11 protein-coding genes are annotated in these 15,917 nt (G+C 44.4%); 1 reads left to right on the plus strand and 10 read right to left on the minus strand.

Translation table 11 applies throughout. The features are described 5' to 3' along the window. Positions 1-38: 38 nt before the first annotated feature. The 4 genes from ACQY73_RS12980 to ACQY73_RS12995 all read right to left on the minus strand — a co-directional run bounded on the left by ACQY73_RS12980 (position 39) and on the right by ACQY73_RS12995 (position 7,467). On the minus strand, positions 39-3,137 hold the full coding sequence (locus ACQY73_RS12980) for a SusC/RagA family TonB-linked outer membrane protein (RefSeq protein WP_428666533.1): 3,099 nt from the start codon (positions 3,135-3,137) through the stop codon (positions 39-41). 500 nt (positions 3,138-3,637) lie between these two features. Next, positions 3,638-4,570, minus strand: a complete 933-nt coding sequence (locus tag ACQY73_RS12985; RefSeq protein ID WP_428666535.1) for a sugar ABC transporter substrate-binding protein — start codon at positions 4,568-4,570, stop codon at positions 3,638-3,640. Positions 4,571-4,828: 258 nt separating this feature from the next. After that, positions 4,829-5,806, minus strand: coding sequence for an ABC transporter permease (locus ACQY73_RS12990; RefSeq protein ID WP_428666538.1), 978 nt, complete (start codon positions 5,804-5,806; stop codon positions 4,829-4,831). Between the two features lie 161 nt (positions 5,807-5,967). Further along, positions 5,968-7,467: a sugar ABC transporter ATP-binding protein gene (locus ACQY73_RS12995; RefSeq protein ID WP_428666540.1), complete on the minus strand. Its 1,500-nt coding sequence runs from the start codon at positions 7,465-7,467 to the stop codon at positions 5,968-5,970. 586 nt (positions 7,468-8,053) lie between these two features. Here ACQY73_RS12995 and ACQY73_RS13000 point away from each other — a divergent pair. Further along, positions 8,054-8,590 (plus strand): DUF6169 family protein, encoded by a 537-nt coding sequence (locus ACQY73_RS13000; RefSeq protein WP_428666542.1) that lies wholly within the window; start codon positions 8,054-8,056, stop codon positions 8,588-8,590. A 282-nt stretch (positions 8,591-8,872) separates the two neighbouring features. Here the strand turns inward: ACQY73_RS13000 and ACQY73_RS13005 are convergent, their stop codons facing one another. The 6 genes from ACQY73_RS13005 to ACQY73_RS13030 form a co-directional block, all read right to left on the minus strand. After that, a complete protein-coding gene (locus tag ACQY73_RS13005; protein ID WP_428666544.1) occupies positions 8,873-9,838 on the minus strand; it encodes a hypothetical protein in 966 nt (321 codons plus the stop codon). A 246-nt stretch (positions 9,839-10,084) separates the two neighbouring features. Then, entirely contained in the window at positions 10,085-11,245 is a 1,161-nt protein-coding gene (locus tag ACQY73_RS13010) for a Gfo/Idh/MocA family protein (RefSeq protein ID WP_428666546.1), read from the minus strand. Positions 11,246-11,328: 83 nt separating this feature from the next. Then, entirely contained in the window at positions 11,329-12,363 is a 1,035-nt protein-coding gene (locus ACQY73_RS13015) for a sugar phosphate isomerase/epimerase family protein (protein WP_428666548.1), read from the minus strand. A gap of 207 nt (positions 12,364-12,570) precedes the next feature. Continuing rightward, the gene (locus ACQY73_RS13020; protein WP_428668461.1) at positions 12,571-13,794 is read right to left on the minus strand and encodes a hypothetical protein; all 1,224 of its coding nucleotides are present in this window, start codon (positions 13,792-13,794) and stop codon (positions 12,571-12,573) included. A gap of 112 nt (positions 13,795-13,906) precedes the next feature. Further along, positions 13,907-14,947, minus strand: coding sequence for an aldose 1-epimerase family protein (locus ACQY73_RS13025; protein WP_428666550.1), 1,041 nt, complete (start codon positions 14,945-14,947; stop codon positions 13,907-13,909). A gap of 104 nt (positions 14,948-15,051) precedes the next feature. Then, complete coding sequence (locus ACQY73_RS13030) at positions 15,052-15,861, minus strand: alpha/beta fold hydrolase (protein ID WP_428666552.1); 810 nt, start codon at positions 15,859-15,861, stop codon at positions 15,052-15,054. Positions 15,862-15,917: the final 56 nt, after the last annotated feature.

Consider the following 15,917-nt stretch of genomic DNA (forward strand, 5'->3'; position numbering starts at 1 on the left):
AAAGCTAAAGATGTAAATGGAAAGGAACAATTTACCTGTTAGAAATACAGGTTCACACCAATGGAATAGGTACGTGGAACAGGATAGTTTGATAAATCAATTCCTTGGCTCAGGTTACCGCCGTCACCGTTTCCATCACCCTGCGCACTGGTTTCGGGATTTGGTCCGCCCCAATATTTGGTAAATACATATACTTGCTGTGCCGAAGCATATACCCTTGCCGAACGGAAGAATTTATTCGGAACATTAATATTGTACCCCAATGTGATGTTTTTGATGGTAAAGAATGACGCATCGGCAATAAAGTGCGTACTCATCCAGTCGCGCTCGATCCCTGTATAGTTACCGCCGCCCACTGTTGTACCGTACATCCCTTTGCCGGGGTTGGCTTCTGATCTCCAACGATCTTTTACACCTTCCACTAAGTTAAATACACCGTCAAGGTTGGCAGTGCTGTACAGGTGGCGTACCAACAACTGGTTGCCAAACGAGCCGGAACCTACGATAGACATATCCCAATTGCCATAGGTTAAGTTATTAACAATTCCATACGTAAATTTAGGGAAGGGATTACCGATAATGGTACGGTCATCTTTATCACCACCGTTGGTAATAACTCCATCACCGTTTATATCAGCAAATTTGATGGTACCCGGGGCCGAGCGACCGGGAATGATCGGAGAGTTTTTAACGTCTTCGGCGTTTTTATACAATCCAAGTCCCTGCATACCATAGAATTGACCAAACGGTTGTCCAACCTGCGTAATGTGGAAGGTTCCATACACGCGATCAATACCATCAGCCAAGGCAATCACTTTGTTGCGGTTGAATGAAATGTTCGCATTGGTTGACCATTTCAGACGTCCGGTAGTATTACGCGTATTCAAAGAGAACTCATGTCCCCAGAATTTAATCTCACCGATGTTATCATTGAAGTTAGTGAAACCTGCTTCCTGCGGGATTTGCACGCTGTAAAGCAAATTGGTGGTACGCTTAGTGTAAAAGTCATACACAAACGAGATGCGATCATTGAATAAACCTAAGTCCAAACCAAGGTCGATTTGCTTGGTGGTTTCCCAGCCTAAATTAGGGTTAGCCAATGAAGTTACTACCGCACCACTGGCTACTGTATTTCCAAATACAGAGTTGATCGTGTTGTTTATCAACGCATAAGGAGTATAGTTACCGATGTTGTTGTTTCCGATCACACCATAACTTGCTCTGACTTTCGCGAATGATATTTTAGGAATAGTTTTAAGAAAATCTTCGTCTGATATTACCCAGCCCAATGAAGCCGACGGGAAAGTACCCCAGCGGTTGTTTGCCCCAAAGCGCGATGAACCGTCGCTCCGTACTGCCGCAGTAAATAAGTACTTGCCTTTGTAATTGTAGGTCAACCGTGAAAGAAAGGAAGTCAATGCCCATTCGTTTACCCCGTTGGTCGTACCGCCACGGTTCACATTGAGGGCTCCCTGAATGGTTGGCAGTCGGTCATCGGCATACGTATCTGCCTGAACACGTGTTGATTCCTGACGGAAGCGTTGATTGGTAAAACCACCCAACAATTCAAAATTATGTTCTCCGAAACTTCTTGTATAGGTAGCCAGGTTCTCGTTCAACCAAGTAAGGTTATCGGTGCTTTGGCGAATCGAAACGGCTGTTGTCGGAATCGGCACGTTGATCGCACTGGTAGCAGTCGATGGGTTGAAGAAGAAAAATTTAGAGTTTAAAAGTTCTGCATTGAAGGTCGTTTTCAAGACCAATCCTTTGATGGGCTGGTACTGCAAATACGCATTCGTCAATACGTTGATGTTTCTGGTTTCATTCACCAATTCGTTGGCCGCTCTTACCCAGTTTGGATAGGCAAAAATGTTACCCGTACTGCCCGGAAGTTGGTTGTATTTCGTCAGTTCACCATTGGCATCATAGATCGGCATGATAGGCCAGGTGTGCAAGGCGTTGAAAAGGATACCTGTTCCGCGGTCGCCGTCTGTTCTGGGCGTATTGTCAAATACATACTGCGGAGCAAGGTTGAAACCGATCTTTATTTTATCCGATACCGTATAATCGGTGTTCAGACGAAGTGAATACCGTTTGTATGTATTGTTCAGCACTACACCATCCTGCTGAAAAACCCCGGCTACAACCGCCGTATTTACTTTTTCTTTATTGGAAGTCAGTGTCAGGTTATAGCTTTGAATAGGAGCATTGCGTAACAGGGCAGCATACCAGTCATTGTTTTTACCTTCATACTGCGATGGGTTCTGAAATTCCACCGGTACGGCCTGACCTGCATCTTCGTAGTATTCTTTTTTGAATTGGGCAAAATCCACAGCATTCAGCATCTTGATCCTTCCCCTTTCCGGCACATGCTGAACCCCAACGTAAGAGGTAAAGCTAACATTGGTCTGGCCGCTTTTCCCTCTTTTGGTCGTGATCAGCACAACCCCGTTGGCCGCTCTTGAACCGTACAATGAAGTTGAAGAAGCATCTTTAAGAACAGTAATTTCTTCGATTTCGTCGGGGTTGATGGCACCGATACTACCCGTGATCGGAAAACCGTCCACGACATATAAAGGCTCGCTACCCGCCGAAACTGACAATTGACCCCGGATACGAACCGACATCCCCTGACCGGGTTTTCCGGTAGTTTGGTTGATCTGAACGCCCGCCAACTGTCCCTGCAATTTTTGAGTAACCTGAGAGGCCGGAATGTCTTTGATCTCTTTGCTGCCAATGGTCTGAACAGCACCGGTCACTTCTTTTTTCACCTGATTACCATACCCCACGACCACGATCTCATTCAAAACCTTGTCGGAGGCTTCCATGGTAATATTCACTGATTCCTGCGAACCAACCACTATTTCTTTGGCGGTATAGCCAATGTAACTGAAAACCAATGTTGCGTTTCTTGGGGCATCTATCTTATAGCTACCCTCAGAGTCTGTTGTGGTACCGCGAGTTGTGCTTTTAACGAATACGTTCACACCAACCAATGCTTCGCCATCTTGACCCGTTACTTTTCCCTTGACCGATTGTAGTTGTTGTGCAAAAGAAGTGGATGTAAAAAGTAAAACCAGCGCCAGTAAACAATAGGTCCGGAATTTACTCTTGTGCAGAATAAATTTTCTTTTCATAAGAAAATGATTTTAGAAGTTAAGTAGATAGATAATATGTAGAGAGGCTCATAAAATAAAAATATAAATCCCTTCTATTGTACAAATATTTAAAAGTCCTGCAAAACAACTATCCTATGCCATCCTGCAAAAGTCAAAACTTACCCTTAAATTATCCTAGAGAAGAATAATGATGAAAGTCTATCAAGATCCATCCACACTGTATTTGGAAAGCAGAAGCTGTACTCAAAGCTTTTTCCCAGCTCAGTTGAAGCAAAAAAGCCCTTTAAAGAAAGCAATCGCCTTCCTTAAAGAGTTATAAATCAAACAATTACGTTACTCTCCGAAGTTATTGATACCTGCTGAACAGAGGTATTAAAGCCTGTAGCCAAGGAAATAGTCGACCCTAAAACTGTTCGTAACTTTCGGCCTTTTTCTTTTATTTTTTTTAATAAAGCGCCTTACATCATTGGTATATGCTCTTATGGTATTCCACAGGTTAGGGCTGTTTTTCGTTATATTTACTTCATAAAAGTCGCTACATTGTCTTTAGTGACCAGTTGGAAAGGAATAAGTACCTCCTTTTCGAAGGCTTGTCCTTTCGAAATTTTTACGGCAGTTTCTATCGCTTTAGCCCCCTGTTGCTGCGCATTTTGAAAAACAGTGGCATCCAATGTGCCTTTTTTGACAGCCTGCAAAGCGTCCGGGATCGCATCAATGCTGACCACAACGACCTTATCTTTCATACCCGCCGCCGTCAGGGCATTGACTGCTCCCATGCCCATTTCATCGTTTTGGGCAAATACCGCATTGATGTCTTTGCCGTAAGATTGTATCCAGTTTTCCATTAATGACATGGACTTAGCACGATCCCATTCTCCTGTTTGGTGAGCGATCAGTTTCAACCCGGGATATTGTTTAAGGATTTCGCGCGCTCCCTGCTCGCGTTTGATCTGTGCTGCCTGTCCCATATAACCGTGCATCATGACCACATTTCCTTTGCCCCCCAGTTTTTCGGCAATAAATTTCATGGCGATCCTACCCGATTCTACATCGTCTGACCCTACAAAAGCGGTTGGTTTTGTGGCCGTTTCTGAGTTAACATTGATAATGGGAATCTTAGCGGCCAAGGCTTTGGTCACCGCCGGTGAGCTTGCTTCAACTTCGCAGGGATTCATGACAATAGCGTCTACTTTTTGGGCAATAAAGCTTTCGACTTGCTCAATTTGCTTCAAAGCCGAGCGTTCGGCATCGACGGTGATCAATTCAACGCCCAATTCCTTGGCTTTTTTCTCCATCTCGTCGCTGACATTGACGATAAATTCATTCTGCATACTCAGCATCGTGACACCAATAACCATTTTTTTCTCACCACTCTCCTGCCCTTTCTCATTCGTTTGGCTACATCCCGACAGCAATGCCAAAGCAATCAATCCAATATATACTCTTTTCATTTTTAGTTATTTACCGGGTTTATATCATTTCTTAAACTATATAAGGAATTAAGCAAAACAGGCTTTCTACATTTTGTTTACAAACTATTGATAATCAATTAAACTCTTTAGTTACTTAGGTGATATTATTTTAATTGCTTCTTCAACATTACTTTAAATCACTCACTTGATGTTTGCCGTCCCGGATGGGGTCAAACATATTAAGCAAAATTCAGAACAGCTTTCCTATATTAACTTATACGCCTTATATGGTAAATTTTATCGCTGCGCTGCCGACTGATTCCAACTATCCAATACCACCGCCCCAATGATAATAGCGCCCATTACTACCTGCTGATAATACGATGTAACATTAAGCAAGTCCAGGCCATTACTGATCACGCCGATCAACAAAGCACCAATGAGCGTTCCGGTCATGGTGCCCGTTCCGCCCGAAGTGCTTGTTCCACCAATGATCGCCGCCGCAATGGCATCCAATTCAAAACCGGCACCTGCATTAGGCTGACCCGTCGTAATTCGGGAAGTTAACAGTATACCCGCCAAAGCAGCCAGTCCGCCGCATATCGTATAAACTGCCATTTTGACTTTATTTACTCGAATTCCCGAAGCTTTTGCGGCCTGCTCATTGCCCCCGACAGCGTAGATATAGCGTCCTAAAACAGTCTTTTTAAGCACCACTGAACAGATTATAAACGCCACAATGAGGATGATAATAGGAACAGGAATCCCAAAAGGGGCACCACCACCGATAAAATTGAACGAATCGGAAAGGTTGGAAACAGGGCGACCTTTGCTCAATATCAACGCCAGTCCCCGACCAATCGTCATGGTGCCGAGCGTGACAATAAACGGCGGCACTTTACTTTTCGTAATGATCGTTCCGTTGAACGCTCCCATGAAAACACCCGCCAATAAACCCGCCAAAACAGGCACCACGACCGGATAATCGTCCGGATGAGCTAACAACGATGCCACAATTCCCGTCACGGCAACCATTGAACCCAAAGAAAGGTCGATGCCACCCGTAATGATGACAAACGTAACCCCAAACGCCAGTAGTGCGTTGATAGACACCTGCGTAATGATGATGGTCCAATTGGAAACGGTCAGAAATTTGGGTGTGATAAACGATAAAACAAGACAGATCAACACAAAAGCAATAAAAATCCCGTATTGACCTAAGCCTTTTGCCTGTCGTTTGGTCGAATCTCCCAATTGTGTAAAGTATTTATTCATTTTACCGCGTTTGAAATGCTCTTGGTGTTTGGTTTAGAGTTTGATTTTGCCCTTTTTTGGGAAATTTCAACATTGAATTTTTCGAAAACTGTCGGTTGTGAGCAACCGACTGCACAGTGGGGTCGGTTACTCATAACCGACAGTAACTAACCTTCTCAAAGTCAATGCTGCATTGCAAATTGCATGATTGTTTCCTGGGTGGCATTTTCTTTCGAAAGCAGAGCGGTTTGTTTCCCTTTGGACAGTACCATAATTCGGTCGCTCATTCCCACTATTTCCGGCAACTCTGACGAAATCATGATGACCGCAATGCCTTTGGCCGTTAGTTCATGGATCAATTTATAAATCTCATGTTTGGCTCCGATATCGATTCCCCGCGTAGGTTCGTCCAAAATAATGATCTCCGGCGCTGCAAGAAGCACTTTCCCGATGACCACTTTCTGTTGATTTCCTCCGCTTAGGTAGGTCACTTTTTGGTCCATGCCGGTTGCTTTAATGCGTAGGTCCTTCATCATCTTAGTGGCAATCGCGCTTTCGCTTCCGCTCTGAATAAATCCTCCTTTTGCATGATTCGAAAGGCTTGCCAAACTGATGTTGTGCTTTACCGACAAGCCGGGGATAAAACCCAATCCTTTTCGGTCTTCGCTTACGTAGCCAATGCCGTTTTTGATGGCGTCCTGCGGCGATTTTATGGTTACCTTTTCTTGTTTTATGAAAATCTCACCGTCGGTAAAAACATCCAATCCGAAAATGGCGCGGGCTATTTCGGTGCGACCGGCGCCCATCAATCCGGCAATCCCGAGTACTTCCCCCGCGTGAACGTCAAACGTAATATTCGAAAAACTACCGCGTCGCCCAAGGTTTTTAACGGACAACAGCACCTTTCCTTTAGGCGTTGTATTTGCCGCAAAAAGAGTATCAATTTCTCTGCCCACCATCATTTTGATCAGGTCAGCCTTATTGAGTTCCGCTGCGGGCTTTGTGCCGATGTATTTCCCATCCCTCAATACCGTGATCGTATCGGCGATTTGGAAGATCTCATCCATTTTATGAGAGATATAAACAACGGCTACTCCTTTGGCTTTCAGGTCTTTGATGATTTCAAAAAGTATCGTCACTTCTCTATCTGAAATGGCCGATGTGGGTTCATCCATGATGATCACCTTCGCATTGTTAGAGATGGCTTTGGCGATCTCTACCATTTGCATTTCGGCCACACTGAGGTATTTCATCTTGGTGGTGGGGCTTATCGCCACGCCCATCTGTTGCAGAAGTATTTCTGCCTGCCGGTTAATGTCTTTGTCGTTCAGCCAAGTTGAGAGCCATTGGGTAGATTCTCGTCCCAAAAAGATATTCTGCGCAACGGTCAATTCAGGTACGATCAGAATTTCCTGATGAATCATCGAAATGCCTTTTTTCAACACCTCATTGACATCGTTATTTTTTAATTCGCTTCCTTCAAAAAGAATTTCGCCGGCATCGGGAGTTAGCAGGCCGATCAAAATCTTCATGAAGGTTGACTTACCGGCGCCATTCTCCCCCATCAGCGCATGTACTTCTCCTTTGCGCACGTTCAATTGCACATTGTCAAGCGCTTTTACGCCCGAAAATGCTTTGGTAAGTCCGTGTACTTGGAGGATGTAATCAGGATATAGGGTCATGTAAAGGCAGCCCTTTATGGTAAAATTAGTTTAGTAAGAATGAAAATAGGGCAAATTACTCATTACAGGAGCATAAATTGAAGCAACGATAAACAAGATTAGATTGGCGGTGATAATACTATCAAAGGCTGAAATGAAGGTTTTAGTAAAATAGTTGGGCTTTTCTATCAGCTCAGACTTCAATAAGCGACCGACCTATCATTCTCTGAATTTGCGTTAATTTGGAGAATAGCAAAGTTGAGCGGCATTGCCCATAGACAAATAGCTACGAAATAGAATAGGCTCATGGCAATCATCGTGTTACAAACACGCTTTATATAGAAAGGTCGAAGTCACCCTTTGGAAGACTTCGACCAACGGGGAAGTTACTAAAATATTCATTAATAAATGAATAAAAGTCAGCATATAATTGACATCTTTGTATGAATAATGCAGAACAGAGACATGAACGCGGTACCGGCAAAACATAAAAAAACGACAGCTAAAAACGCCTCACCTTCCGTCTTCGATATAATGAAACGTAAGTTGGAGGATAAAGAAGCTATTGACAGGTATTACAGGGGGGAAATCACCTTAGAAGAATTGTATGCAAGAGGAATTAAGTTCGTACAACCCCTATAAGTACGAAGGAAAGAGTAGTACGAATGCCTTAGATTATACTTTTGTTACTGACTTTGGAATCAAATATCAGGTTTACTTCATTCATTCTCAGGGCGATTTTCCGGCACATCCCCACTTAGACAATCATACTTACACCTTTGGATTTGGCCCATCGGTTGACCATTCTATTCTCCTACCACCGACTCCAAAATCCGGAATTGACCCAAGGGTAAAAGACACCATTATAGACATTCTGCGAAAGATATTACAGGGTGATAAGGACATAGCATTAATGTACATCTGCTCATCGGGTGGAGACAGGCAATCAGCAGCACGAAATAGAGTATTCAGCGCATGGTTACGCGAGAAAGACCCGAAAGCGCTGTTTGGCTTGCAAATAACAGCCTATAACTTAAAAGTTGATAATACCTATATGTCTGTTTTGGTACGTGATGACAATGAATATTACACCGATTTTAAAGAGGCTATCGCTATTTTCAGAGATCAGATAAAGAATAAATAGTAGTCTCTCATTACACGAAAAACAGCATTTCCAGCCCTCCTCGTGTTAAAAGCACTTTGTTTACAAAAGGTCCAAATCACCCTTTGGAAGACTTCGGCCTACTTTGTCATGCCGTAGGCATCTAAATCCTTTTTTTCTCCAAAATGAAAGTACTGTGGGACGCAGCCCATGGAGAAAGAAGCAAATGTAGATAAGCAAAAACGGCCGGAAGCCTTGTCATATTCATCACTCGCGGGACGCGAGCAACTGCGGGGATACAGCCTAATCTAGCTGGCTCTATTACTATTCTTTTATATTTAGAAATTCTTTTGCTTTGTTTATTCTTTGTAATGTACTGCTGGCCATTACACTGGATAAATTTTGAATTTCGTCTTTATATTGCTCTAATTCTATTAGTTTACTCCACATCTTTTCTTTTTCTAAATGTTTAGATAAAGAAGGTATAAGAGTTTTTGGAAAAACATGGTTTAAGCCATCAAATTTCGGTGTTATTTTGGTTAACTCTTTGATTTCTTGATGAATTTTTAGAGCATTTAATGAATTTTCTATTGATGCTGGTTTTTCCTTTAGAAGGATACTTAAGCGCTCTTTACGTCTTATAATTTCATGTATCATGTTAATTGTGTCTTCTGGCATCCCAACTGGTATATAAACATCTCCTCCCCAAATGTTATTATAATTATCATATCCTATTATTCCCCAACATAATATTTTCCCACTGTGCCATTTTTTAATAGAATCATCTAATCTTTTGTTGTTTTTAGGCGTATATCCTAATTGTTTGCCATCGTTTCTAAAAATAGCAACTGCATATTTATCATGATAATTATCTTCACAAATTGCATGGCCTACAAAAAAGCCGGTATCACTCTCAGTAATATTTTCTCTAAAACGTATCCCTCGAATAGCAAAATGTCTAATCTCTATGGTTTTGTATAGTAATTCTTCTATATGATTATTGTAGTAATCTGAATTAAAATGGCTGTTTACATTATTAGATTGTAAACTAAAATCTACTTTTATTTTTTCTAAAATAGGTTCCGATTTGCTTTGGGATAACAATTCCTCTGTATCTTTATTGTGGTAACCAGAACTAAAATAGCTGTTTAAATTATTAGATGGCAAATTGGCAATTTCTTCTTTTTTATATATAAGATATTTCGAAACATTTTGTTTATTTTTTTTCGACTTGCTTAATATATAAAACAAAGTTATTATAAATAAGAGTAATCCAATTAAGTATAACATGATTGTTTTGATTGATACATTTTAGGAAAATATCTATTTTTTTAATAAAAGCTCGATTTTAAATCATTTTAATCTGAAAAAATAAAAGTACATATAAAAAACTGATAATTGAAATTAAGGTGTAAGTTCTATAACCATTTTTAATGGAACATTTTTCCAGATACGAAAACTTATCAAGCGGCGCTCTCAAACAAAAAAAGCGCGAGGCAATGCCCCGCGCTTCGTGTATAAAAAGACATTAAAATATTACCCAATCGCTTCCGCACCCGTATCTTTCCAGCTTCTTGAATTCGCTGAATCAATCACTGCTTCGCATACTTTTTGGGTTTGTAAGGCATCTCTGAATGTAGGGCCGCAAGGCTCGCCGGTTTCTAAGCTTTTCAGGAAATCAGCCACTTGGTGAATAAAGCTGTGCTCATAGCCGATGCCGCAGCCCGGAATCCACCAACGATTCATGTAGGGTTGATCGCCGTCGGTGACGTGAATGGAGCGCCAGCCGCGTACGATGGATTCATCGTTGTGGTCGAAATATTCAAGCCGGTTCAAATCATGCAAATCCCAACGAATGGACGCATGTTCGCCGTTGATCTCAAAGGTATAAAGTGCTTTGTGGCCGCGTGCATAACGGGTTGATTCAAACAAACCTAAAGAACCATTGGCAAAATGGCAATGGAAAAGGCAGGCATCGTCGATACCCACGGGCTGTACTTTACCAGTCACCTGGTGCATCCGTTCCTTCACAAAAGTTTCGGTCATGGCCGAAACGTCGGTGATGGCGCCGTTGAGCCACATGGCTGTGTCGATACAGTGCGCGAGCAGATCGCCCGTTACGCCCGAACCGGCCGAATCTACGTCCATACGCCACAAGCCCGTTCCGCCCTGCGGCAAGTCGGCATTGATGGTCCAGTCCTGCAAGAAGTTGGCGCGATAGTGAAATATCTTGCCCAATTTGCCCGAATCTACGATCTGTTTGGCCAACGTTACGGCAGGAATACGACGGTAGTTGTACCAAACGGTTGTTTTAACGCCCGCTTTCTCGGCAGCTTCCACCATTGTTTCTCCTTCGGCCAACGTCCGGGCCAATGGTTTTTCGCAGAGGATCATTTTCCCGGCGGCAGCGGCGGCAAGCGCAATTTCGGCGTGGCTATCGTTTGGCGTACAAATATCGACGGCATCAATATCATCGCGGGCGACGAGCGCTTTCCAATCCGTTTCAAACGATTCAAAACCCCACTGCTCGGCAAATGCCTGTACTTTTTCGGCATTGCGTGAGCAAACGGCCTTCAATACCGGCCGATATTCCAATTCAGGGAAAAAATTTGCAATGCGATTATAGCCATTGGAATGAGTACGGCCCATAAGACCTGTTCCCACCAACCCAATTCTTATTTCTTTTTTAGTTGACATAATGAATGTTTTTTTGTCAAATTTTTATAGAAAACAACTACTGATTCGTCGCTTTTAGATGCCTCCGGCATGACAAAACAGTTTTATGCTTCGTACCAGCCGTGCGCTTTACGCACCTTGATCATCACTGCCAGAATATCATTCCAGGTTTGCTGCTTGGTCATTACCTCGTTGGCAAACATACAGCCATCCCAACAGATGTGTTTGAAGGCTTTGGTCAACTCGCCGCTTTCGTCGCGAAGCCAAAGACCGGCATCATGAACAACGTCTAATTTTCCGTTGGGGTCAGTCGCCAGGCAGTGACGGCCCGTTTTATCGTGAGAGCCGGTTCCGTGTACCGTTCCGTCGTTTTGGGCTACGTGAAAATCAATGGTCCAAGGACGGAGTGCAGCGGTTAATTTTTTCAAACCGTCTAAGAACGTTTCGCGATCACCCCATTGAAAGTCTTCGGGTAAGATACGATGCTCAGGCGCATTGTATCCCAGCAAATACAAAGTGGTATGCGACATATCGGCCTGAAAACCCATGTTAGGACGGTCTACCGCTTCCAACGTATCAAGCATATCTTTCCAACTGTGCATTCCGCCCCAGCAAATTTCCCCTTCGGCAGCGAGGCGCTCACCGTATCCGGCGGCTATATCGCAGGCTTCGCGGAAGGTTTCAGCGATAAGTTTGGTGTTTCCGGCAGGATTAACGGCCCACGCCTGCGGGCTGCTTGCGGAATCAACCCGAACGATACCGTTGGGACGAATGCCCAATTCACGCAGTTTTTGGCCGATATGGCACGATTTACGCACCATTTCCACAAATTGAGCGCGCTCTTCTTTGCTTCCCATGGCAGGGCCACCCCAAATAGGAGCTACCAAACTGCCGATCTCAAGACCGTGAGCAGCTACTTTATCGGCCAATCGTTTGATGCCGTCATCTGAAATATCAAGGTCATAATGTGGGTCAAAAAGCCCAAGATCGACTCCATCAAATTTTACACCGTCTACTTCCGCAGCGGCGGTCATTTCCAACATGGTATCAAGTGGAATAGGCGGTTCTGAATCGGGGCCTTTTCCTACAATACCGGGCCAAGTGGCATTGTGGAGTTTAGGATAATTATTCTCCGGCATGTTGTTTAAAAGATTAAAGGTTAATAGTGAAGTTAAGTGTTATCTGTGTATGTGTTAACCCGTACTATTCACCACAAAGAGCATTAAGAAAACACAAAGCAAACTCTACTGTATTACTCATTGCGCGATTCATTATGTCCTTTGTGGCTAATAAAACAGCTTCTTATTATACGAATAACTGCTATCGGATAACTTGAATTTTAAAAATTACAGGACCAGATCAGGGTTATTTGGGCCAAAGTGTTTCAGGATCACGATCGGGTCATTGGCCGACGGATTGCTGATGGTAACACCTTCTTTGGCAGCGGCTTCGCTCACAAAGAACTCATCGTTGGTGAGTTGTCCGTAGCGTATCAGCGCCGGTGTTTCAATGTCCCAAACGCCGAACTTGCCATGGCCCTGCATCACAATGATGCCATACGCCGCAGCGTCTTTGATGGTGACGGTCTGTCCGGGGAATACGGTCAGTTCTTTGGCACTGAATGCCTCCGAACGGTAGCAAACCCACACTTCGCTGTAGCCTTCCGCTTCCATTTCTGCCACATCTTTGACCGGTTTGGGGCGCATAAACCGTGTTTCCAACAAATTTGGATTCGTGTTGAGATCCCAGTCAATGACTTCCATCAATTGGTCATAATCGCCGATGCGGTCAGGAGGTGTACCATTCCACAACAATTCTTCGGGAATAATGGCCTCATTGACCAATGATTGATACATCGCAAATACGTCAGAGGCTTTTTGCGGCTCATACGTACATAAGCTTCCCGGTGCGTGGAGCATGCCCGGAGGCACATCCCAGCCCGTACCCGGAATCAACGGGAAGGCCTGTGAATACATCGTGATTTTATTGTCGCCTTTGGTAAAGTTCATCAGGCATTCTTTGATCTGCTCTTTGGTGGTACCGGGCGCAATGCCGAAGAATGTATAGGGAAAATCGCCGCCGTGGTTGTTGAGTTGCGGTGGATAATAGTACGCCTCAGGCTTGCCCAATTGGCCGATCTTAGCCGCTTCTTCGTCATTGTGGTGAATATGGTGAGGAAGAGGCCCCATGTTATCAAAGAATTTTGAATACATTGGCCAACTTTGGTACTCATCCCACAGACGGTCGCCGATGATCTCGCCTTTGAGCTCATCAATGGCATCTTTTAATAAGAATTGCTCGGTTTTATCACCGTCCTGCAACACTACTTTGCTCAAGCCTTCATGCTCCCCCGTCAGAGGACCGTTTTTAGCGGGTGTTGTTGATGACAACCAACGTTCGTCAATACCACCACGCACACCTCCCAACACGTAATAATCGTCGGGGTGTAATTTGATTCGTCGTCCGGGTACGCAAAATGAGCGAGGAACCCACGTAGGTGCCAAGCGTAAAATCCCTTTTCCCTGTTCTAAGGCTTTCGCTGCTAAACTTACATTTGCCATTTTTTCCATAAAGTGCTCACGCACAAGTTAAGAGTTGATTGTTATTCGTTATTATTTTCATTTGATCCCGTACCTTGGGGGCAGATAATCGAAAACCTGTAGGGGCGGGGCCCCTACGGAGTTACAATGTCAAAACCTCAATTTCCAGATCATAGCTGCGGCGTTCGCCGGGCGCTAAATGAATAAGCGTATTTTGTTCCCTTGCCTTCGCCTGCCCGATGGGCGGATTGGTGCCGGGTTCTATGCCCGTTACGTATTCGCCTTTGCCCCAATGTTGCCAATTGGTCATCCACGGCAGTTGGCTTTTCTGAAAACGCAGCCCGACTTCAAGGCCAAGGGTTGAGTTTCGCAAACCACAATGGCATATTCCGTCGGCATCTGCATCAATATCAATAAAGGCGGCTTCTTCTCCTCCTCCGCTGTGCTCGTCTAATGGTGCAGGACACGTTTTAAAATCATTTCCTTCCCTGAAAATAGGATTATTGGGATCATTATCTCGTGATTTCCACGAACCTTGCCATACGATCTCGGTTCCTTCGTCTACCAACGGCCACCCAAAATTGCAGTGGTACAGCATCATGTGCGGCGTTGCGGTATTGGCCCGATTCAGTACTTCGTCATGAATCCGAATTTTCGCCTCGCCCAAGGTGCCTGAAATGGTTCTTCTCAATTCCAATATCGGTCCGAAAACCTGCGTCTGTTTGATAATTCCCGTGATGCTCATGTCCATTTTTCCCGCTACAGGGTCGGGTTGGATAATGGATTCTATTTCAGCGGGAATGTTGCTCACCAATCCGTGCAGCCCTCGTTCACCATAGGCATCTGATTCCGGCCCACCCACGTGCGATAAGCCGCAGGTCGTTAGGAGCCCGCCGCCAAAGGTGCGAATCCATTCTATTCCTTGGTTGGAAAAAGGTTGCGGCGGCATGATTCCTGCATGACTCAACCACGCCAAGCTATGCTGATTATAGAATGCATCAGCGATGTCCATCGCACGATCAATGACTATTTTATACCGTAATCCCGTTCCGGTATTGATCCAGGCGATACGGGTTCCTTTGCCCAAACCATTGTCTATGACAGACGTCTCAATCCCTCCCAATTGCGCCGCATTCGAAAGTTTGTTTGTCCAAGGTTGAGCCGTTATAGTTGTCTGATTCATAGAAAGTCATTGCAGTTAAATTCAACGATCAACGTTGGAAAAAGCCTTCCGAAAACCGTTTTTAATGTAATTTTTACTTAAATCTTGCTTTTACTGTATGCCAATTAATGTTCCAATAACCACTTTTTGACCCGTGGATTAAAATCTTCCAATTGCTCAAAATGAAAGATATGGCCGGCTTTTTCGTATAAGAAAAGTTCGGCATTCGGTATAGCCGCCGTTACTTCTTCCGCCATCCAGACCGGGGTGAATATATCTTCTCGGCCGCCAATGACCAACGTCGGTTGGGTTACGCCGGGGAGTTGAGTCAGGGCGTTGTGCGTAATGCACGCCGCTGCCTGCCCTTCCAATCCGTGAAGAGGTTGCGGGAAAGGGTCAACGGCCGCCTGATTTCGACCCGCTTCCAATTCGGCCGCAACCTGTTCATTATCCCAGGAAGCTTTCGAATAGATCAATTGCTGAATATACAGGCTGAATTCTTCGGGTCGGAATCGGGCTTTGCAATGCATCATGTGCTGAAAAATGGCTTTAGCGGCATTGTCGCAACGCGCCCAAGGGCACATCAGCACCAAAGAGCGCACTTTTTCGGGGTGACGAATGGCCAACTGCTGCGCAATGGTACTGCCCATAGAGCAACCTATCACATGCACATTTTCCAGTTGAAGTGCATCCAATAATCCGGCATAATCATCGGCCATCTGTTCAGTGGTATACGGCCCGGAAGGTTTATCCGACAAGCCTACGCCCCGATTATCCCCGATGATACATCGAAAATCTTTTTCCCAATACGAGGCGTGCGGCTCCCACACCGAGCCCGGAGCAGTGATACCCATGATCAGCAGGAGTGGCTCCGCCGAGCTTGGCCCGCGTTCTTCGTAATAGAAATTGATTCCGTTGGTTTGTACAAAAGGCATGTTATTTCTGATTGACGAATGACGATTTTCGGATTTAAAACCTGTTTTGGTAATGA

The sequence above is a fragment of the Runella sp. genome, assembly GCF_965279615.1.
Lineage (GTDB): Bacteria > Bacteroidota > Bacteroidia > Cytophagales > Spirosomataceae > Runella.

What these genes read in the sequence shown, in the direction of transcription:
- ACQY73_RS12980 (WP_428666533.1), bottom strand. Translation starts at nt 3,137, where the DNA reads ATGAAAAGAAAATTTATTCTGCACAAGAGTAAATTCCGGACCTATTGT.
- ACQY73_RS12985 (WP_428666535.1), bottom strand. Translation starts at nt 4,570, where the DNA reads ATGAAAAGAGTATATATTGGATTGATTGCTTTGGCATTGCTGTCGGGA.
- ACQY73_RS12990 (WP_428666538.1), bottom strand. Translation starts at nt 5,806, where the DNA reads ATGAATAAATACTTTACACAATTGGGAGATTCGACCAAACGACAGGCA.
- ACQY73_RS12995 (WP_428666540.1), bottom strand. Translation starts at nt 7,467, where the DNA reads ATGACCCTATATCCTGATTACATCCTCCAAGTACACGGACTTACCAAA.
- ACQY73_RS13000 (WP_428666542.1), top strand. Translation starts at nt 8,054, where the DNA reads ATGCAAGAGGAATTAAGTTCGTACAACCCCTATAAGTACGAAGGAAAG.
- ACQY73_RS13005 (WP_428666544.1), bottom strand. Translation starts at nt 9,838, where the DNA reads ATGTTATACTTAATTGGATTACTCTTATTTATAATAACTTTGTTTTAT.
- ACQY73_RS13010 (WP_428666546.1), bottom strand. Translation starts at nt 11,245, where the DNA reads ATGTCAACTAAAAAAGAAATAAGAATTGGGTTGGTGGGAACAGGTCTT.
- ACQY73_RS13015 (WP_428666548.1), bottom strand. Translation starts at nt 12,363, where the DNA reads ATGCCGGAGAATAATTATCCTAAACTCCACAATGCCACTTGGCCCGGT.
- ACQY73_RS13020 (WP_428668461.1), bottom strand. Translation starts at nt 13,794, where the DNA reads ATGGAAAAAATGGCAAATGTAAGTTTAGCAGCGAAAGCCTTAGAACAG.
- ACQY73_RS13025 (WP_428666550.1), bottom strand. Translation starts at nt 14,947, where the DNA reads ATGAATCAGACAACTATAACGGCTCAACCTTGGACAAACAAACTTTCG.
- ACQY73_RS13030 (WP_428666552.1), bottom strand. Translation starts at nt 15,861, where the DNA reads ATGCCTTTTGTACAAACCAACGGAATCAATTTCTATTACGAAGAACGC.